Consider the following 19,486-nt stretch of genomic DNA (forward strand, 5'->3'; position numbering starts at 1 on the left):
CACAGACTTACTTAATATCAAGTAGTTTTAATGACTATAGTGCATATAGCGGATTGAAAAACATCCTTGCTTAGCGAAGAAGCGCACCACTACTACGCAAGGATGCACGTTGCAGTAGCACCAGCTTGCAATATTCAATGCAACTATTGCAACCGCAAATATGAATGTGCAAATGACAGCCGTCCTGGTGGAACAATTGCTCAAAGCTGGCTTACAGACAATTGAAGCTTACGATGTAATTGAAAAGGTTGCTTTATTTACGCTGTGCTGGACACTACAATTTGTAAAAGAAATTAACCAAGATAAATGCATTGGCTGTGGTAGATGCTTTAAGGCTTGTGGTCGAATGCAAGCATTAAATGAAGATGGTGAGTTTGTAGAAGATGAGGAGAATGAAGAAATCGAGCGTAAAGTTATGTCTATCATTCATCCTGAATATTGTATTGGCTGTCAAGCTTGCGCTAGAACTTGTCCGAAAAATTGTTACACTCATAGTCCACTCGAACAAAATTAAGCTAATTTTATTTAGCAGCTTGACAAGCACAAAAGGTCTAAGCATCCAGTAAACGAGTATTATTGTTAACAGTTGTTTGTGGTTCTGTAAAAGCTTCTCGGCCTGTAATCAATCTAGAGCGACGATTACGAGTAATATAATTCCAAGCCCACTGAAATACTACGAGTAATTTAGTGTCAAATTCGATTAAGAAATAGATGTGAATTACTAACCAAAATACCCAAGCTAAAAAACCTGTAAGTTTGAGAAAGCCTAAATCTACAACAGCTAAATTTTGCCCAATCATCGCCAAACTACCTACGTCACTGTAATGAAACTGTGGTAGAGTACGACCTCTCAGCCGTCGTTTAATCAGTTTAGCTACATACTCTCCTTGTTGTTTGGCGACAGGTGCAACACCAGGTAAGGGTTTCATAGCTTGATGGGAAAAGTTAGCTAAATCTCCAATTACAAAAATGTTTTTATAATCTCTAACAGTTAAGTCTGGTTCTACAATCACACGTCCGGCATGATCGCATTCTACATCTGTACGTTCTGCTAGAATTTGCCCCATTGTGGAACCTTTGACACCTGCGGCCCACAATATAGTTTTTGTGTGAATTGAGCTAACTTCACCGCCTTGCTTGAAAGTAACGATATCATTTTCAATGTTTGTCACCCTGGTATTAGTGTGAATATCCACACCTAACCCTTGCAAAGATAGTTTTGCTTCTTCTGATAAGTTTGGTGCCATGTGTGGGAGGATGCGATCGCCCCCTTGCAATAGGAAAATTTTGGTTTCTGAGGTGTCGATGCTGCGAAAATCTTCTTTGAGGGTTTTGTATGCCAATTCCGCGATCGCGCCTGCTAATTCTACACCTGTAGGGCCACCACCCACAATCACAAATGTCAACCAAGCACTACGCTTTTCGGGATCAGTTTCTTTCTCTGCTGCTTCAAATGCACCAAATATCCGACGGCGCATTTCGATAGCATCTTCTACCGTTTTTAAGCCAGGTGCAACGTCTTTCCAGTGGTCTTTACCAAAATAAGAATGGTTTGCACCTGTAGCAACAATTAAGGTGTCATATGGTATTGCTTGATTGCCCATCATCACTTTTTGTGCTTTTGGGTCAATATCGCTGACTTCTCCTAGCAAAACTTGTGTATTCTTGCTTTTGCTGAATACGGCGCGCAATGGTGAGGAAATGTCACCAGGTGATAACGTACCTGTGGCAACTTGATATAAAAGTGGCTGAAATAAATGAAAGTTACGTTTATCAATCAGGGTAACGTTTACATTAGCGTTAGCAAGATACTTTGCTGTATATAATCCCCCAAAACCACCGCCTACAATTACTACCTGATGTTGGGTATTCTTATCACCTGCGACTACCATACTAATATTTCCTTGTGTTAAGAGCGTTGTAACTTTTCTTAACAAAGATGTAACAGCATTATCATTAGGTTGCCGCTTATTTAGAACAATTTAAACAAACCAAAAAGTATCCAAAGTTATTAATTAATCATTATTAAGTAGAACGGCTTAAATATTTGTAGTTGGGGTAAGGCAGGAGGGAAGAAGGTTTTAATCTATTTAATCTTTCTTAACATAGTTTTGTTTTTTCCCACCGACTTACTTAAGAGTGAACAATTTATTCACAAGTCATATCAATTCGCAACTTGCAATGACCAAGCCCCTTTGGGGCGGGGGTGTAGGGAAATAAAATTCAGCCCCAAAGATGAAGGTACAAGCTCCTTATTTTAATAATGGAAACAAAAAAGATGTGTTTCAAGACAAGTCGATGCTCAAAACACAGCGTCTTTGGTTGAAACCCCTTCTTTTCAGATGTACAGTTAATCCAGTTTTGTAAAACTGGATTAACTGTAACGCCCTTGCAGGATAACCAATAGCTGAGTATTTGGTTCTGCTTGATGTTGATGCTAGCGAGAACTTAAAGGTTCACGCTGAAATAGATGCATGAGGAGTAAAACAAGCAGTGAACCGTCAAAATGTCGTAGCTGTTTGCCAGACGAAATTCATCACAATACTAGACGCGATTAATGGCATCTGCCAAACGCCATTGACCGCATCTCTATCAGCACATAATTCAATCGGACTGATTAGGCAGAGGACAGCAATTGACATCATTCAAGCAGACCTTACCCCACTGTAACGCCCAACGGACGAGAGCCACGCGGTTTTCCGTTTGGGTTTTGGTGAGAATATTGCTGATATGGTTATCAACTGTACGCTTGCTAATTTCCAGTTTTACTGCAATCTCTTGGTTAGTTAAGCCAGCGGCCACTAAGTCGATAATTTGCAGTTCTCTGTCTGACAGAGTAACAGGGGTCTGAGACTCGCCACTAGCCATGACTGGTTCTATCCTCCCTTGGTATATGTACTTAATCACTCTATTTAATTCTAGAAGATTCTTTTGTTTGTAGGGGTTTGAAGTGTTACCTGCAATATGATTGACAATAATTTTTTGCAAGTTCAGCTTGATGATAGTCTAAGGCTTGAGCGAGTGTAAGTAGCTTTTAATACGAATTAAAAATCTTGGGTTCCTGGTTTACCGCACTGAAAAAAATGTGAATCAGGTGTGTCTACATCTTGAAAAGTAATAAAAATTGCTATGGAATTCTATAAAAGACTGGCGACAGATGATCAAGATTATTGTAGATTTTATACTGACCGAGGAAAATTTTAGAACTTTGAATTCAAAATTTAGCTGGATAAGATTCTAATTGATGAACTCCCAGTTCTAAATTCTTCTCTAGTTCCTAAACCCAAATCGAAATTCTGAAATGAGATGAGTAATCCCCGTGTTTTGTGTCTCGGTGAAATTCTATTCGATTGTTTAGCCGATCAATTAGGGCTAAAGTTGGAAGAGGTGAAATCCTGGACTCCTTATCCGGGAGGAGCGCCAGCTAACGTGGCCTGTGCTTTGGTGAAACTGGGAACTTCAGCAGGATTTATCGGAGCGGTGGGCGAAGATGAACCAGGGAATGCACTGGTCAAGTTATTACAAGAAGTCGGTGTAGATACAACGGGTGTACAACGTCATGCTACTGCGCCAACACGACAAGTATATGTGGTGCGGGATTTGGCAGGCGATCGCACTTTCGCTGGCTTCGGTCAATATGATACATCTGAATTTGCTGACACCCGTCTGCAAGCCCAGCAATTACCCATCTCGCTATTTGAAGATGCAGATTTTTTGGTTTTGGGTACTTTGGAATTAGCTTATCCTGACAGTGAAAAGGCAGTTTATCGGGCTTTAGAGTTAGCAGAGCAATTAGATCTCAAAATTGTCATGGATGTTAACTGGCGGCCAGTATTTTGGCACGACGAAAATATCGCGCGGCAAAAAATTCAAAATATATTTAAGCGCGTTGATTTTCTCAAACTCTCCAAAGAAGAAGCAGAATGGCTATTTGATACCAAAGATGCTGGAGCGATTACTTACCGCCTAGATTCTGTGGAAGGGGTGCTGGTGACAGATGGAGACAAAGGTTGCGCCTATTGTTTAGGTGGTAGCGAAGGTGTAATCCCTGCTTTTCCTATGAAGGTGGCTGACACAACTGGCGCAGGAGATAGCTTTTTGGCAGGATTTATCCACCAACTGAGTCAACATGGTATCCAAAAATTAGAAGATGCAGACACAGTAAAGCGCATTGTTACTTATGCCAGTGCTGTCGGAGCTTTGACTACTATTAAACCAGGTGCGATCGCTTCTCAACCAATGGCCGCAGAAGTCGATGCTTTTCTCGCTTCTGGGCAAGTTTAAGCAGTAGCATAATTCTGTTAGGTTACAAGATCCCCGACTTCTTTAAGAAGTCGGGGATCTAACGTTTAAATTACGAGTTTTGCCAAGCCTAAATAACGGATACCTTCGGGAGAGATATCAAACCGACAAGGTAACACTTCTAAACCAAGGGCGATCGCTTGCCGCAATAATTGACCATATACTGGATCTTTACTATCACCAGGGGCAAACTCTGTACAATCACCTCGATTGATAAAGTACAGCATCACAGAACGAGTTAAAGGTAGCAACGCCATCAATTCTCGTAGGTGCTTTTGTCCTCTTGTGGTTTCTGTGTCGGGAAATAATGCTAAAGTTCCTTGCGCCCAAGTTGTATTTTTAACTTCTAAATATATTGGGCGTTCTTCATCGCTACCTGTCAAAAAGAAATCCACACGACTTTTTTTATCTAAGCCATAAACCACTTCACCTTTAATTAGATTGTAGTTACCTAATTCGGGAAATAAATATTTTGCTAAAGCTAGTTTGACTATGCGGTTAGGTAAAGCAGTATTCACGCCTACCCAAGTTGGTTCGTTATCGTGTACTTGAATTAGTTCTAGAGTATAAGCCAGTTTACGGTTAGGGTTATCACTTTTAGACAACTGTACCAGACTACCAGGGGTTGAAACTCCAGTCATCGGCCCTGTGTTGGGACAGTGTGCGGTTACTATTTGACCATCAGCAAGCTGCACATCAGCAAAAAAGCGTTTGTAACGCTTGAGCAAAATACCAGGGTAAAGGTTAGGGTAACGATAAAGCCAATCAAGCATTGTTTTGCAAAACCAACCACAGATGCACAGAGCATCATATCGTAGTTAGTCTTTGGTTTGATGATAAAAACAGAGACATTTTACCCTTAGCCTTGGCGATTAGAAACCGCAGCTATACAAACCAAGTCCGCCTGCTCGGACTGATAGAGAATTAAAACTTTAGAACCCGCGCAGGCGGGTTTCGGCTGTGTAGCCGCTTAGTGCAGTATATTTAAATAACTTACGTTGACTCTGGTAATTGGATTCTCGCTTGACGAGAACCATACAGTTCTATAAATCGGTTAAACAATAACATAGATTCGTGTTTAGAAGTTGAATTTAAGTTCAATAGGCGCTCGATATTTCTATCAGCTAAAGCTTGTAAATATGGTAAGTCTTCAAAGAGAGTCAAACAAGCAGCACAATGAAACATTATCTGTAATATTGGCTTGGGCCATTCTAAATCACTATAAATATCGATAAAGAATTGATGTTCGCGCTCATTTAAAGGGAATGCGTGAAAGATTACAACTATTCGTTTGTCGTTATATGCAGGGATACTCAGTTCTACCGTGTAGGGAGTATGTAAAATTAAATCCACTTCTACAATTGGTTGCCGCCAAAACCTCAGCAAATTGATGTTTGGTTGCAACATGGTAGTAAACTTAATAACTCCACCTATATCAGTTGCTTGAAACTTACTGATATTCAAAACCTTTAAGCTGTTCAGGCTAAATTTATGAACGGATTCTAAGTGTTTTAAGTTCAATAGATGGTAAATTTGGCAATAATAGGGAAAAGGTAAAATATAGTCCTGGCTAATCATGTGTCGCTTCTTCAATCTAACCTTGTTAGCTTGAGTGCGAGCTAGATATTCCTCATATTCGTTAGGTTCTACATCACTACTGGTTAAACTTTCCTCTGGTTTTAAATAAATCCAACTGACGAAGAACAAGCAAGTCATCAATATCTGTAATATTTCTACTGGTGATAAATCTCCATCAGCTAATACAGCAAAGCTTCTATCTGTTATGGCAAATAACCATGATGGAATCCCAATCAGCCACACACTACTTTTGATTTGATCCATCAATAGAGCCAATTCTACTTTGAGAGATTGTTGGGTATTATTTGTGTCATTGTTCGTATTTTTATGAGTTTGCGTCAAGCAATTAATAGGCATAATATCTCAAGTTAATTTGTAGCTTAATGGAGCAATATATGTGATCCTAAAGATAGAAACTACAAATGTAATCTGTCATTGGCTGTAGACATGAATTAAATATGTTGTATGCCTTAATTCAAATTAAAATGTATTGGAAATAACTAAAAGCTAGACGTTATATATTCAATTTTTTATAAAACTAACCCAAATAATTACTCTAAATCTAACTAGAAGTAGAGGGCAATATTTGCAGTTTAAAAGTATTTTTGCGGATGAGTAAAAAATTGCCAAACTAATCGAGCCTGAAAAGCTTTTAGCCAGCTTAATCGACAAAGTTAGAAAGTCGGCTTGGTTGGTGGGGGAACCCAATAAACGCTGAGTGCTTGAATGATGCTAACTAACATATCAACTTCTACTGGCTTGACTAAGCAAAAGTTAACGCCTGTATCGTAAGCTAACTCAATATCTTCATCTAAAGCAGAGCCAGTCAACATCACTATTGGAAGTTGCTGAAATTCAACTTGCTCCCGTACCCAGCGCACAAATTGTAATCCAGATTTTCCTGGTAGCCGTAAATCTGTCAACAACAGAGTTGGCAAAGGATGAGCAAGTCTGTCTTCATAAGGAGTCTGCCCCAATAGATAAGATGTGGCTTCTTCTGCTGTTCTTAATGCCCGTAAATTAGGTAAATTTGTTAACTTTGAGCGTTGCAGGGCGCGCCTAACTAACAAAATATAGGCAGCATCATCCTCAACATATAGAACAGTTTTGGAATCAAAATCTGCCATTTGTTCTAACCTTGAATTTAGCCTAAGTTTAAAATCAGAATTATTAAGAGCTTACTGAATCTGAATTAAAATATGAAGCAACTTGTTGCATAATTTCAACCAGTTCAGTAAAAGATCCAGGTCTGACAAGATAAGTACTTGCGCCTAACTCAGTAGCTCGATTAATGTCTTCAATTTCTCCAGAACTACTGAGCATAATTACAGGCAGATTCACAAACTCTGGTTGTTGTTTAATCCAGGCCAGGAGTTCCATACCGTTCATCCTGGGCATTTTAATGTCTGTAAGTATGACACTGGGTATAGGATATTGATTTATACAAGCATCCTCTCTGGTCTTTTTGAGGTAGTTTACAGCTTGTTCACCATCCTCAACCGCTTGAATTTGGATATTTCGTTTAAGCTTACTCATTGCCCGCTTAATGAGTAATATATTGCCAGGTTCATCTTCTACTAGCAGAAGCCAATTCTGCTGAGTATTACTCATAGTTAATGATTGTTTATTGCTCAAAGATACTATCAAGGGATACTGATTCTTTTAAGACCGTACTCACCATACTAAAGTTAAAAGTGCAACACTTCTGCCTTAGGTTCAATTGTGAGTCTATTACTAATGTGCTAGAGGAAGTTTTATAGAATAGTCGAGCCAAAATTTAAAATGAAACGAGCTTATGCTTGTAACAATTCTATCCAAAAACGACTACCTTGCCCTAACTCAGACTCAACTCCGACTCGGCCTTTGAGGCGTTCAATGCCCTTCTGCACGATCGCCAGTCCAACTCCACTTCCTGAATAGGTATCTGCGCCGTGTAGTCGTTCAAATACACCAAAAATTCGTTCTTGAAATTCGCTTTCAATTCCAATACCGTTGTCTGCAATCCATATCCGAATCCAATTTTCACGTTTTTCTGCCCAAATCTGTATCTGAGGTTCAACCCCAGCTGATACATATTTTAGAGCATTTGTCAATATGTTGATTATTGCCTGAGTGAGGATAGTACGCTGACCAATTACCTGGGGTAGGGGCATAGCTACTGTAATTTCAGCTTGCTTGGCTTGCCGTTCTGGTTCTAACTGCACCAAAATATCCTGCATCAAAGTTGTCAAGTCAACTGTCTGCAACTGAATTTGGGTTTGGCTGAGTCGGCTGTAGGCGAGTAAGTCTTGAATCAGGGTATCCATGCGTTGGGCAGAGTCGGCAATGTGTTGGGCATATTCTTGCCCTAGTTCGTCTAACTGATCGCCGTTGTCTTCGACTAGGGCTTCAATTAACCCTCTGATGGCACGCAGGGGCGATCGCAAGTCATGAGACACTGTATAGGCAAAGCGTTTTAACTCTTGGTTAACTTCTGCAAGTTGGGCTGTGCGTTCTTGTACTCGTTGTTCTAGGGTTTCATTGAGTTGCTTGACTGCCAATTCTGCGGTTTTGCGATCGCTAATATCTTGAACAACACCAATAAAATAGTCTGGTGTTCCCTCTGATTTCCGTAACAGAGAGGCAGTTAAGCCAATCCAAATAACAGAACCGTCTTTGTGAATATAGCGTTTCTCCATTGAGTAAGTCTGAATCTCGCCTGCAAACAACTGTTGAGCATAAGCTAAATCAACTTCTAAATCATCAGGATGTGTAATTTCCTGAAACGTTTTTTGGCGCATTTCTTCATAGGAATAGCCGACAATATCGCAGAGTTTTTGGTTAACTCGCAGCCACCGCCCATCCAGCGCCACATGGGCAATGCCAACTGCTGCCTGATTAAAGGTAGCGCGAAATCGCTCCTCGCTGGCTCTCAATTTTTTCTCGGCTTGCTTGCGCTCTCGAATATCACGAGAAATGGTTGCTAGACTTAAAGGCTGCCCTGTTGTGCGATCGCGGTTAATAAATGCAATCTGAAGTATGGGGATCACTTCTTGTGTCGAGGAGTTTCGTAAAAGGTTTTCTCCTTCCCAATACCCTTGTTTCATGATTGTGGGCAGAACTTGATTGAGGATTAATTCTTGGTATTCAGGTGGATGAAAATCTGGCACTTGCATATGGTTGATTGGTGCAGTGGCTGAAAGTCCAATCATTGCTCGACCTGCTGGATTTAAATAAGTTACCCCACCGTCGAGATTTGCTGTACCGATAAAGTCTGGGCTATTTTCCACAATCGATACTAACATTTGCTGTTCTTGCTCAATTCGCTTGCGTTCGGTGATGTCTCGATTAACTTCTAAAAATCCTGTTGGCTTGCCCTGCTGATCTCGAATTAACACCTGACGGCTTTCAACGATCATCTTTTGGTCGTCTTTACAAGTATGAATCAGTTCGCCTTGCCAGCGTTCTTGCTCCATCACAACTTGATCAAGGTCAATTCCGGCAGGAGTTTGGGTTTGCAGTAAGCTATGAGTTACACGCCCAATTGCCTCCTCTCGCTGCCAACCATACATCGTTTCTGCGCCCCGGTTCCAGTAAGTAATCGCCCCCTGCTGATCTCGAACAATAATTGCTTCATAGGTTAATTCCAGTAAATCAGCTTGCCTTTGCAGTGTGGCTGCTTGTTCCTCTAGCTTGTGTTGTACTTGCTTACGCTCAGTTACATCACGAGCCACAGCATACAGCGAGTTTGTGTCATGGCTGGCAAAGGTTTTCCATTCTAACCATTTATAAGAGCCATCTTTACAGCGATAGCGATTTTCAAAGGTATCTGAGGGAGTGCCACCTGCATGGTTTTTAGCTTCCACGCTTGTTTGTAGCTGGTCTTCGGGGTGAACAAAGTTGAGATAAGGTTCAGCCAAAAGTTCTTCCTTGCCATAGCCCAGAATTTTTGACCATGCAGGGTTAACCTGCTTGAAGTAGCCATCAACCCCAGCAATGCACATCATATCCAGAGATAGATTAAAGAACTGATTGCGCTCATTTTCAGCCTGCTTGCGTTCGGTGATATCAATCGCCGTAGCAATTATCAGTTTTCTGCCATCAGGTAATTGACCAACAGGAGCAGCATGAAAATCCCATATGCGGTTTTCACCTGTATGGGTAGTAATAGAATATTCTCCTATCTGGGTTTTGCCTTGAAGCGGAAATATAGAGGCGATGTTTGCTAGCACTTGCACTTGTTCTTTGTTGCTGCGATAAGCTCTGTTCACCCAGGCTTCTATTGTCGGGGTATCTTCGATGCTGTAACCTGAAATCTCCGTCCATGCATGATTAAGTTGCAGGACTTCGCCATCTTCAGTGTGCAGCATGATGGGCAAAGGAGCATCGAGAATGGCACGGCTAAAGCGTTCTTCGGCTTGCTGACGTAAGCTTAATGCGGTTCGCAGTTCGGTGACATCCCAAAACGCGCCAATCACTCCTCGCACGTTGCCAGCATGATCTAGTAATGGTACAGACCGACTATCAAGAAATTTTACCTCACCATCGTTAAAGACAAATTCAAATTCTGCCTCAACACTTTGTCTAGTTCTCGCCGCTTTCTGCATTGGCAGTTCATTGGGGGGAATGTCTTTACCATTTTTTTGAATTTGAAAATCAAAAGGATACTCTCCTGAGGCAGGTGTTGCCGTCATGATTAGCCCTGGCTGTCTACGCATCATGGCGTAGGCGGCGCGGTTGTTAGTCATATGATGGCATTCGGGATCGTGGGCAATCCAAACTGCTACAGGAATTGCCTCCAAAAATATTTCTAGTTCTTCGGCTCTGGCTCTGGCGAGGGCTTCACTGTCTTGGAGGGCGGCTTCGGTTTGCTTGCGCTCTGTAATATCTATCACGTTCACAATCCGATACAGTAGATTTCCCTGCTCATCTTTGACAGTAGTTACATCGATGAAGACTGGAAATACTGTTCCATCTTTGCGAAGATGCTGCGATTCAAAAGCTAGGTGTCCTGTCTCTCCAACCTGTTGCATAAATGTAAGCACCTGGGTATGGCACTCAGGCGGAAACAAATCTAAAATAGGCTTGCCCAGCAGTTCTTCAACTCTATAATCATGCATTCGCGCAAAAGCCGGATTAATTAATTCGATTACAGAACCTCTGCTAATTGCTAAGGCGTGTTCGGCAAATTGAAAAATATCTTTATATTTTTGTAAGTCTGCTTCTGCTTGTTTGCGCTCGGTAATATCAATTGCCATTGTCATCACCATACTTCTAGAATCAGGCAGTTTACCTAATGGAGCCGAATAAAAGTCCCAAATACGTGTTTCTCCGGTGTTAGTTCTAACTGGATGCTCTCCCTGAGGAGTGCGTTCTGTCAGTTGATATAAACGAGCGATCGCACCTCGCATTTGTTCTTGACGCATACCATAAGCTTTTTCTGTCCAATCTGCGATCGTCGGGATTTCTTCGGGGCGATACCCGGTAATTTCTGTCCAAGCATGATTAATTTGGAGAATTTCTCCATTTTCGGCGTGCAGGATAATCGGCAAAGGTGCATCCAGAATCGCGCGCCGAAAACGTTCTTCACTCTCGCGTAAAGCATTTGTGCGTTCTTGGACTCGCTGTTCTAGTTGAGCATAACTATTTCTCAAGGCTGACTCTGCTTGTTGACGTTGGATATCTACTCGGTAGAGATGTTTTGTGCAATACCAAGTTAACTCCATAAAGGCAACTATATTACCCGTCACATGGAAAGAAAGCCCTAAAGAATCACCAAACCAGCCAAGCCTTTCGCCCAGCAAACACAGCCATCCTAACCCAAAGGGAACAGCAAACGCCGCAGGTATTAACGCTCTAGCTGTAATGCCACCTGCGGTATTGCTGACAAAGAGACTCATGAATCCTCTATCGGAAGTTACTAACAATATGCCAATCGAGAGTAGCAAAAATGCGATCGCAGTATGCAGGGCAAAATAAATATAAAGTCCTAAACCAAATATTGGTTTCACTCCATAGGTGTAACCAATGACAATTTGCAGATCGATTAAGGCTGTGCTGAGTGCTACCCCTTGAATCAGTCGGTAAGGTACAATTCTGCCAGTCAAGAGCAACAAAGCAGTCCCAAGTAGGATAAAGTGGGATGCTGATAAGGCTGACATCCTGCCTGGGCTAGAGGTGGCAATGGCTCCTGGTGCTTCTGGAAATAGCAGTTGATCTATGCCCAGATTCCAGCCGAACACATACTCACTCAGAGTCAATATTCCTAAGATGGTCGCAACCAAGGCGCAACCTTTAACCAACTGCCGTTGAAGTTTTCTGGTTGATTGTAAAAAATATAACCCTAAACCCGACAACACAAAGCCAACTGCTGTATTGGCTTTCATCGCCACCCACTGAGGCAAAATCCCCTTGAAAACCTCAATGTCAAATGCCCAACCAAGCAGTACAAGACATCCGATAAAAACAACACCAAGGCCGCAAACCTGGGAAGTCGCTTTAAACGTAGCCAGAAGACGGCGATCGCACTGAGCAATTTCCATAATATAAAAATCAGGGCTAGAAACTAGACAGTAGCAACTAGATAAGACAAATTTTTCTCTTTATTTATATAAAATAAATTTTAAATTGCTAGCTAATATATTACTTACCTATATCAACCTTCGAGAATTGGACTTGAGGGTGATGGCAATTTATTATTAATGCAATTTAAATCCCTAAATTAAGAAATATAACGCCTGTTAACTATTATAATTAAATGTAAAATTTAAAATTACAAATATTTGCATTTATGTGATACTTTATTAAGTAATAATAACAATAATATTTTTGTTAAGTTACTGAAAGCAGTACGCTGAAAACAATTTCATGAGGAAACTTTAATGGCAAAGTCAAACGGCGTTAAAAGTGAAACAACAGCACAGGAATCTGCTTTAGTTTCAGAGGCTGACGATATAACTACAGAGCAAAATTCATCAGCAGCAGTTGAGGATAGCCAAGATATTGACAACATCTTGAACTCATTAAAAAGCTTACTAAGTAGTGTCGAAAAGCTGCAAAAAGTTCGGCAAGAAGTGGGCGATATCAAACCCTTAGTTAGCAGAATGCTCGATGGGGAGTTGGTAGGTGGTGAAGAACTAGAGCAACTTAAGACAGGTGTAAGTGGACTTTTTCGTCTGGTTCGTGCTTATGGTGATCATCAAGCAGCACTGGCTAAAGCACAATCTGCCAGAAATTTTCTAGACGAAATATTAAAGTAACCTTAATTAGAGAAATGATCGCTCCTATTAGCCTAAATTAGGGGAGCGATCGCTGCACAAACAAAAGTGGAACAAATACATAGTATGCTGTGTACAAATTCTCTCTTACTTACCCAAGATAGATTGCGTATATATCGTTAGACTGATATTACTTGGGTAGTTTAGTACACAATCAAAGTAAACTGACAGCAAAAATAACACCCTTTTATCTGTAATCAAGTTTGAATCATTTTGTCAATACCTTGAATTACTAAATCTTTTCCTCATTTAACTTTAAAGAATCTCATGAAAGTTGAGACTGTTAGTATCAAGAATATTAAAGTTCAACAAAATAATATTTTACGAAGTATTTTTAACCTAGCTGTTATTCCAAATCCAAACAAAACTCAAACAAAACAACTCACCCAAACGTTAGTTAAAACAGTAGCCACAATTGAACAAATCTGTTCTAACTTAAAAATAACCCCAGCAAATTTAACATCTTCATCTCGTCAAATTTATTCTTGGTGCAAATTTCTCACTGACGAAGATAACCTAAATCTGCACTTAATTAGCACTCATCGCGTGAGGCAAAATACGCAACAACTTCTCAAAGCACAAAGTCAAGATACTGCAGAAGTCATGATTGCACTGACTAATTTAGCAGGATTATATCAAGGTAAAAGGTCTAGCAAAATTGTAGATATCAAGATTAACGAAGGTTTTCTTCATGCATCAGAAGAAGTTTTGCAAGCCTTAGTGCAATGCAGTCTGTGTGGCAAAAATCAACAAAGTACTCAACTCATCAGAGCATTTGCTGGTTCAGAAGAATATAGTTCTGTTCTCTTAGATTTAGATTTAATTGCTGAAGTCATTGCGGAAAATCCTCAAGGTAACTTTTATAACTTAAATAAATTATTTGACAAAGTTAACTATGAATATTTTGCTGCAAGGCTTGTAAAACCGCGTTTAGCTTGGAGTCAAATCAAAACTTATCGCAAATTTGGACACTATGAGCCAGCCAGAGATAGGGTAGTCATCAGTATGAGCCTTGATAGTGCTAAAGTCCCTCCGTTTGTGATTGAGTTTGTTTTATATCACGAATTACTACATAAGCACCACGGCACAAAGTGGGTAAATGGTAGAAGAATGGTTCATACCCCAGAGTTCCGTGTCGATGAGAAAAAGTTCAAATTATACCAACAAGCAGATGGCTGGTTGAAAGAACTTGTAGTAGGTGATAGGGAAAATTAAACCAACGTGAAACCCGCCTGTAGAGACGTAGCAATGCTACGTCTCTACAAAATTTATATATTCTTAGGGGTTTTTCTCAGAATTTAGTAGTACAATTGTTCTAGTAATAGACTTCTCAGCAATGCTTCGCTTCTACGAAGCCTCAACGAGATCCATACATCAATACTATGATGACACCATTACAGGGTATAGTTGCAGCCCAAGTGAATTCTCCAACAATCACCCAATCTAAGTTTGAGAAATCCACTGAACACAAAGCTAATCGTGCAAAGAGCGTTAACGCAGAAAATCTGACGTTTCAAAGACTCACGGATGTTACTAAGGCAATTTTGCATCATGCCTTTTGGTTAGCTGAACAAAAAAACAAACTTTCTTTGCAAGATTATAAAAAGTTACTGCAAGAACAGGGTTGGCAAGGCGAGGAAAAGAAGTATCTGAAGATTGCAGCAGCATTTCAGAAATTTTCACCGCAAGATATTGCCCAGGTTGAGCCGAGAACGATATATCAGTTAGCAGAAAACAGCAAGAAGTACCAAAAGGTTATCAATCGGCTACTAGATTTAAGCATTATTAATCAAGAAAGTGTGCGCGGCTTGATTAAAAAGCAGCGTACAAGCAAAACAGCTAGGTATGAAAAGCCAAGTATTTGGCGACGGACAAAAAATGGTGGGAGATACTGTCAAATTCCGCCTATTCATGAACCTAACGAGCAGACTGGTGTGATTTTGCAACGGATGATGGATGAAGAAGGATTAAGCGCACAGAATATTGTGGCAGAAGCGATCGCACTACGACAAGCATATAAAGCAGGACAATTAGTAAGAACCGAAGATCACAATTAAATTTTCCGAGACAATAGAGTTGTACTTGAGCATGGGTGCAATCGCTCACTACCTCAACTATGACTAATACCAAAACTAAGAAAAAAGGCAAGTCCTTGCCACCAAAACTAATCATCGGTTTGGGCAAGTTTGTGTGGACAACTCTTTGGCATCTGATGATGTCTCGACTTGCCCCCCGTAATAAATTAGGCGAATACATTCGTCCTGATAGCCAGTTTAGAAACTTTGTTAGTTCAGCAGCAGATAATACTTACCAGCCAGCAAAAGGACGTTACAAACTTTATGTTGGCTTGGGTTGCCCTTGGGCGCACCGCACACTAGTTGTCAGGACACTCAAAGGGCTAGAAGATGTAATATCAGTAGCCATTGTTGAGCCTTCTGCGACTACTGGGGGTTGGGTATTCACCAGCGAAGAGGAAGGTTGCCAAACTCTACCCCAATTATATGAACTTGCTCAACCTGGCTACACTGGGCGCAGTACAGTACCAGTGTTATGGGATACCCAAACCAAGACAATTGTAAATAATGAGAGTGCAGAGATTATTGTCATGCTGAACTCAGAATTTAACGAGTTTGCAGCCAACCCGACATTAAATCTTTACCCAAAAGAATTACAAGAGAAAATTGACTGGTGGAATCAAAAAATTTACACAAGCGTTAATAATGGCGTGTATCGTTGTGGCTTTGCCCAAACTCAAGAAGCTTATAACAAAGTCTGTGACGAACTTTTCAATACTCTTGATGAAATTGACGCAGCTTTAAATACAAGTCGCTACCTTTGTGGAAACAATGTCACGTTAGCAGATGTGCGTCTATTTACAACGCTTTTTCGGTTTGACATTGTGTATTATGGCTTGTTTAAGTGTAACCGCCGCCGAATTCAAGACTATCCAAATCTCGGAGCATATTTACGCGACTTGTATCAGCTGCCAGGGGTTGCCAACACTTGCGATTTAGAAAGTGTCAAGCAAGACTATTATGGTAATCTTTTTCCTCTCAATCCTGGTGGGATTGTGCCTGCTGGCCCTGATATGGCATTTATATTAAAACCCCATCATCGTGAAACTATAGGGAAGAGTTAGCCAGCACTTAAATTAGCAATCGTGATTTGCTGTTCTCCCAGGTTTTCTTCATTCCCATCATCAAAAGGCTGGGAAGTAGAAGCATCAGCATTTTCAGAATTATGAACAGAATCGTTCAAGTCATTCAGATTTTCTGGGGCTTGTTTATCTCCTTCACTGCTGAACTGGCTGGGATCTACTGATTCATGGACTGATAAGTTAATTAGCTTGTCTTTTTCTTGAGTCATTTTGACCTCTGAAATAAACTTACATAGGTTAACTACTTATATAAGTTAATTTGTGATGCGGATAACTATCCTCTGACAATTGGTGTAGATATTTAAATCGTAAGTACCAGCTAATAGGTTAAGATTTTTGATTTAGCGATCGCTTGATATATAAGATTCACATTTGATTTTGCAAAGTTAGGTATATTTCTACTTGCCTAATTTGCTATTGTTCTAACTATGTTCAGTAAAATGCAATAGCAGATATGATGGCTCTGGAACGTTTGCAAAAGTAAGGTTAAAATCGCAAGCAAAGCTAAAATTTAAAATCGAGTTATGAAAACTGCTGAAAAATTAGCGGCGGGTTGGCTACTGACACTCGGATTCATGTTTTTGACACAATCAGTCTGTGCGGTAGTTGAAAAAAGTAAGATTTTTCAGGACATTTCATCAGGGGATGATACACACTTAGTAGTCGATATACCCAATGTAGAAGCTGCTAATTATTTGGATGCAGTAGCAAAAGATAGTTTTATTTTTGGCGTGCCAACAATGGTTTTAGGTGGATGGTTAAGCCTGTCTTTGTATCGTCAAAGCAAAAAAGAACAAAAAGCACTTCAGCAACAAACCAGCGATCGCTTACAATCGACTTTTTATCAAATGCTACAACAAAATAATGGCAGAGTCACTGTTTTAGGCTTTGCTATGCAATCACAGCTACCTGCACCTGTCGCTAGAGAATTTTTAGACGAGAAAGCTAAAGAATTCAACGCGAATTTTAAAGTGACTGAAGAAGGCGCAGTATCATACCATTTTGATATCTAATTGATTGGCAAATAATTCTAATGGCGCAGATTTTTGTGAGTTTAGCTGCCGTTTTAGGTGGTTTGTCAGTGGCTGCTGGGGCGTTTGCTTCCCATGCTTTGCGAGATAAAATTAGTGAGCGATCGCTCGAAATATTTGAAACAGGCGCTCGCTACCAAATGTACCACGCTCTAGCACTGTTGCTAGTTGCCCTCCTCATCAGTCGTGTTGCATCTCCTCCCGCCACTTTAATAGCTAGTGCATGGCTATTTATTATTGGCATTGCTATTTTCTCTGGCAGCTTATACGCTTTGAGCTTAACTGGTGTGAAATATTTAGGCGCAATTACACCATTAGGCGGTGTAGGCTTGATTGCTGGTTGGGCTGCTTTAGCTGTTGCTGCTTGGAATCTAAAATTTTAACAGTGAATCTTGAGATGCGATCGCCCTTATCTGCCATGATGGAGAGTAAAAGGCGATCGCTTTTGTCATTAACGAGACTTAAACAAAACTGAAAGACTAAAAAGGTTCAAGGGGCGACAATCACCTCTAAACCTAGCCAGCTAAGGATTTGGGAGGCACAGACCCTGTGAAAAAATTGGGTGCTGATTGAGAATGAACTGTATGAGGAGAGTAGACTTTTCTGTGGAGAGCGGTTTCGTGGTAAAAAAGAACGGTCTCGTAATTTGACCAAGACCGTCGTCATAATGCTGGCATCATTATACCAAAACTTCTGAGAAAAATACCTAAATAAAGGACAAGTTAATCACCCTGAAGATGTTGGTGTGGTCGTTACAGAATCAGAAACAGGTCAGGATAGAAAGACTAGCAGCAACCCTACCTTTACCTATACAACAAAATAGTCGTAGACGGCATATACAAAGGTTTTTAACACTGAATGCCTTGAGTGTAGTGTTGTTGTGGTTTCCCATCATTGAAGCAATAATTAACCAACACTTTAAAGTAGGGTCACAGCTAACTATTGCGATGGATAAAACGCAATGGAGAGAAAATAACGTGTTAATGGTGAGTGTGATTTACCAAAAAAGAGCCTGGCCAATATATTGGTGTCTGCTAGGAAAAGATGGTAGCAGTAATCTAGAAGAACAACAAAAAGTATTACGCCCAGTAATTCGCTGATTAAAAAAATACAAACTAGTAATTATTGGGGATAGAGAATTTCACAGTGTGGAACTAGCGCAGTGGCTCCACAAGCAGAACCTGAGTTTTGTATTTCGTCAAAAAAAGGATACTACTTTTCGGAAGAAAAGACAGAAATTCCAGCCTTTAAGTAGTATTGAGATTTATCCTGGTGTTCGCTCCTTTTATACCGACGTTAAAGTTACTCAAAAAAAAGGTTTTGGTTGCTTCAATTTAGCTGTTTATTGGAAAAGGAAATATAGGGGAAAGCAAGATAAGGAAGCTTGGTATTTATTAACTAATTTACCTGATTTAAACACTGCCCTCAAAATATATGCTCAACGTTTTGGGATTGAAGCAATGTTCAAAGATTGTAAAACTGGCGGTTACAATTTGGAAAGTTCTCAAGCCAGGCCTGATAGACTTGTACGAATAATATTCTTAATCGCTTTGGCTATGACCAGTGCTTGGTTACATCTGCAAAGAACTAAATTTCAAAAACAACAATCTTATATTTGTCGCCAAGAAGAAAAAAATAGAACCCAGAAGCGTCACAGTAATTTCTGGATAGGTTTATATGGTTTCAACTGGATAGAAGCAATGCAAGGGTGTCAAGCATGGGTCGAGGAAATGGTCAGTTTCATTCGCCATAAGCAGGCATATTATCATCGAGGTTTAAGGGCTATGAAACTTATACAGCAAGCACTTTAGGGAGCTTGTCGCCCCTTGAAGTAAAAAGGATATAATGCTTAATTAGCATAGGTTTCACATTGAAAAAAGCTCATGAAAGAAACCACTACCGCAGCCATTAGTGAAGCAATAGATGCTTTTAGAACAGCTATGTCATGCGCGATTTTTCGATTGGTTGACCTTTAACCGTAACGTATTTGCTGCTTACAAAACCAGTTTGGAAGCAAAGAGAGAGTTTATGCAGTAACATAAACTCTCTCTTTGATGTTTTAAAAAAAGACCTGGCGCCGAGCAATTGTGGCAGGAGGCGACCCTCCAACTATCGTAGCCGCAGCAGCGTTTCACCTCTGAGTTCGGGAAGGAGTCAGTGTG

Annotated in this window: 17 protein-coding genes and 2 pseudogenes; 11 read left to right on the forward strand and 8 right to left on the reverse strand. The window is 40.4% G+C overall.

Annotated features, from left to right (window positions below; genetic code table 11):
- Positions 1 to 49: 49 nt before the first annotated feature.
- Together H6G76_RS37090 and fdxB are read left to right on the forward strand one after the other, a co-directional pair.
- Positions 50 to 189, forward strand: a pseudogene (locus H6G76_RS37090) (nitrogenase molybdenum-iron cofactor biosynthesis protein); the annotation flags it as partial.
- Positions 161 to 514 (forward strand): ferredoxin III, nif-specific, encoded by a 354-nt coding sequence (fdxB, locus tag H6G76_RS16290; protein ID WP_242056425.1) that lies wholly within the window; start codon positions 161 to 163, stop codon positions 512 to 514. The pseudogene H6G76_RS37090 and the gene fdxB, both read left to right, overlap by 29 nt.
- 37 nt (positions 515 to 551) lie before the next feature.
- Here the strand turns inward: fdxB and H6G76_RS16295 are convergent, their stop codons facing one another.
- Together H6G76_RS16295 and H6G76_RS16300 are read right to left on the reverse strand one after the other, a co-directional pair.
- A complete protein-coding gene (locus H6G76_RS16295; protein WP_190702435.1) occupies positions 552 to 1,892 on the reverse strand; it encodes an NAD(P)/FAD-dependent oxidoreductase in 1,341 nt (446 codons plus the stop codon).
- Between the two features lie 712 nt (positions 1,893 to 2,604).
- Complete coding sequence (locus tag H6G76_RS16300) at positions 2,605 to 2,868, reverse strand: helix-turn-helix transcriptional regulator (RefSeq protein WP_190702438.1); 264 nt, start codon at positions 2,866 to 2,868, stop codon at positions 2,605 to 2,607.
- Between the two features lie 438 nt (positions 2,869 to 3,306).
- On the opposite strand from H6G76_RS16300, the gene H6G76_RS16305 reads away from it, so the two are divergent.
- Positions 3,307 to 4,284, forward strand: coding sequence for a carbohydrate kinase (locus H6G76_RS16305; RefSeq protein ID WP_190702441.1), 978 nt, complete (start codon positions 3,307 to 3,309; stop codon positions 4,282 to 4,284).
- Between the two features lie 65 nt (positions 4,285 to 4,349).
- Here the strand turns inward: H6G76_RS16305 and sfsA are convergent, their stop codons facing one another.
- From sfsA to H6G76_RS16330, 5 genes are all read right to left on the reverse strand, one after another.
- Positions 4,350 to 5,075: a DNA/RNA nuclease SfsA gene (gene sfsA, locus H6G76_RS16310; protein WP_190702443.1), complete on the reverse strand. Its 726-nt coding sequence runs from the start codon at positions 5,073 to 5,075 to the stop codon at positions 4,350 to 4,352.
- A 220-nt stretch (positions 5,076 to 5,295) separates the two neighbouring features.
- Entirely contained in the window at positions 5,296 to 6,237 is a 942-nt protein-coding gene (locus H6G76_RS16315) for a hypothetical protein (protein ID WP_242056426.1), read from the reverse strand.
- A 317-nt stretch (positions 6,238 to 6,554) separates the two neighbouring features.
- Entirely contained in the window at positions 6,555 to 7,007 is a 453-nt protein-coding gene (locus H6G76_RS16320; RefSeq protein WP_190702445.1) for a response regulator, read from the reverse strand.
- A gap of 43 nt (positions 7,008 to 7,050) precedes the next feature.
- Entirely contained in the window at positions 7,051 to 7,491 is a 441-nt protein-coding gene (locus H6G76_RS16325) for a response regulator (protein WP_190702447.1), read from the reverse strand.
- A gap of 182 nt (positions 7,492 to 7,673) precedes the next feature.
- Positions 7,674 to 12,401, reverse strand: a complete 4,728-nt coding sequence (locus tag H6G76_RS16330) for a PAS domain S-box protein (RefSeq protein WP_190702449.1) — start codon at positions 12,399 to 12,401, stop codon at positions 7,674 to 7,676.
- Between the two features lie 339 nt (positions 12,402 to 12,740).
- On the opposite strand from H6G76_RS16330, the gene H6G76_RS16335 reads away from it, so the two are divergent.
- The 4 genes from H6G76_RS16335 to H6G76_RS16350 all read left to right on the forward strand — a co-directional run bounded on the left by H6G76_RS16335 (position 12,741) and on the right by H6G76_RS16350 (position 16,275).
- Positions 12,741 to 13,118, forward strand: a complete 378-nt coding sequence (locus H6G76_RS16335) for a hypothetical protein (RefSeq protein ID WP_190702451.1) — start codon at positions 12,741 to 12,743, stop codon at positions 13,116 to 13,118.
- A gap of 285 nt (positions 13,119 to 13,403) precedes the next feature.
- A complete protein-coding gene (locus H6G76_RS16340; RefSeq protein WP_190702453.1) occupies positions 13,404 to 14,351 on the forward strand; it encodes a M48 family metallopeptidase in 948 nt (315 codons plus the stop codon).
- Between the two features lie 167 nt (positions 14,352 to 14,518).
- On the forward strand, positions 14,519 to 15,193 hold the full coding sequence (locus H6G76_RS16345) for a hypothetical protein (RefSeq protein WP_190702455.1): 675 nt from the start codon (positions 14,519 to 14,521) through the stop codon (positions 15,191 to 15,193).
- Positions 15,194 to 15,252: 59 nt separating this feature from the next.
- Positions 15,253 to 16,275 (forward strand): glutathione S-transferase family protein, encoded by a 1,023-nt coding sequence (locus H6G76_RS16350; RefSeq protein ID WP_190702458.1) that lies wholly within the window; start codon positions 15,253 to 15,255, stop codon positions 16,273 to 16,275.
- Here H6G76_RS16350 and H6G76_RS16355 read toward each other — a convergent pair.
- Complete coding sequence (locus H6G76_RS16355) at positions 16,272 to 16,502, reverse strand: hypothetical protein (protein WP_190702461.1); 231 nt, start codon at positions 16,500 to 16,502, stop codon at positions 16,272 to 16,274. The two genes, H6G76_RS16350 and H6G76_RS16355, sit on opposite strands and share 4 nt — an antisense overlap.
- Before the next feature lie 315 nt (positions 16,503 to 16,817).
- Between H6G76_RS16355 and H6G76_RS16360 the strand changes: the two genes are divergently transcribed.
- From H6G76_RS16360 to H6G76_RS36640, 4 genes and pseudogenes are all read left to right on the forward strand, one after another.
- Positions 16,818 to 17,306 (forward strand): hypothetical protein, encoded by a 489-nt coding sequence (locus H6G76_RS16360; protein WP_190702464.1) that lies wholly within the window; start codon positions 16,818 to 16,820, stop codon positions 17,304 to 17,306.
- Between the two features lie 20 nt (positions 17,307 to 17,326).
- Positions 17,327 to 17,707, forward strand: coding sequence for a DUF423 domain-containing protein (locus tag H6G76_RS16365; RefSeq protein WP_190702467.1), 381 nt, complete (start codon positions 17,327 to 17,329; stop codon positions 17,705 to 17,707).
- 360 nt (positions 17,708 to 18,067) lie between these two features.
- A complete protein-coding gene (locus H6G76_RS36635; protein ID WP_199337401.1) occupies positions 18,068 to 18,424 on the forward strand; it encodes a hypothetical protein in 357 nt (118 codons plus the stop codon).
- An 18-nt stretch (positions 18,425 to 18,442) separates the two neighbouring features.
- Positions 18,443 to 19,135, forward strand: a pseudogene (locus tag H6G76_RS36640) (IS4 family transposase); the annotation flags it as partial.
- Positions 19,136 to 19,486: the final 351 nt, after the last annotated feature.

It is taken from the genome of Nostoc sp. FACHB-152, assembly GCF_014697475.1.
Classification (GTDB): Bacteria; Cyanobacteriota; Cyanobacteriia; order Cyanobacteriales; family Nostocaceae; genus Nostoc_B.

Coding starts and splice junctions, on each gene's coding strand:
- H6G76_RS16320 (WP_190702445.1), bottom strand. CDS start 7,007: ATGGCAGATTTTGATTCCAAAACTGTTCTATATGTTGAGGATGATGCT.
- H6G76_RS16315 (WP_242056426.1), bottom strand. CDS start 6,237: ATGCCTATTAATTGCTTGACGCAAACTCATAAAAATACGAACAATGAC.
- sfsA (WP_190702443.1), bottom strand. CDS start 5,075: ATGCTTGATTGGCTTTATCGTTACCCTAACCTTTACCCTGGTATTTTG.
- H6G76_RS16330 (WP_190702449.1), bottom strand. CDS start 12,401: ATGGAAATTGCTCAGTGCGATCGCCGTCTTCTGGCTACGTTTAAAGCG.
- H6G76_RS16340 (WP_190702453.1), top strand. CDS start 13,404: ATGAAAGTTGAGACTGTTAGTATCAAGAATATTAAAGTTCAACAAAAT.
- H6G76_RS16300 (WP_190702438.1), bottom strand. CDS start 2,868: ATGGCTAGTGGCGAGTCTCAGACCCCTGTTACTCTGTCAGACAGAGAA.
- H6G76_RS16365 (WP_190702467.1), top strand. CDS start 17,327: ATGGCGCAGATTTTTGTGAGTTTAGCTGCCGTTTTAGGTGGTTTGTCA.
- fdxB (WP_242056425.1), top strand. CDS start 161: ATGAATGTGCAAATGACAGCCGTCCTGGTGGAACAATTGCTCAAAGCT.
- H6G76_RS16360 (WP_190702464.1), top strand. CDS start 16,818: ATGAAAACTGCTGAAAAATTAGCGGCGGGTTGGCTACTGACACTCGGA.
- H6G76_RS16335 (WP_190702451.1), top strand. CDS start 12,741: ATGGCAAAGTCAAACGGCGTTAAAAGTGAAACAACAGCACAGGAATCT.
- H6G76_RS16295 (WP_190702435.1), bottom strand. CDS start 1,892: ATGGTAGTCGCAGGTGATAAGAATACCCAACATCAGGTAGTAATTGTA.
- H6G76_RS16345 (WP_190702455.1), top strand. CDS start 14,519: ATGATGACACCATTACAGGGTATAGTTGCAGCCCAAGTGAATTCTCCA.
- H6G76_RS16305 (WP_190702441.1), top strand. CDS start 3,307: ATGAGTAATCCCCGTGTTTTGTGTCTCGGTGAAATTCTATTCGATTGT.
- H6G76_RS16355 (WP_190702461.1), bottom strand. CDS start 16,502: ATGACTCAAGAAAAAGACAAGCTAATTAACTTATCAGTCCATGAATCA.
- H6G76_RS16350 (WP_190702458.1), top strand. CDS start 15,253: ATGACTAATACCAAAACTAAGAAAAAAGGCAAGTCCTTGCCACCAAAA.
- H6G76_RS16325 (WP_190702447.1), bottom strand. CDS start 7,491: ATGAGTAATACTCAGCAGAATTGGCTTCTGCTAGTAGAAGATGAACCT.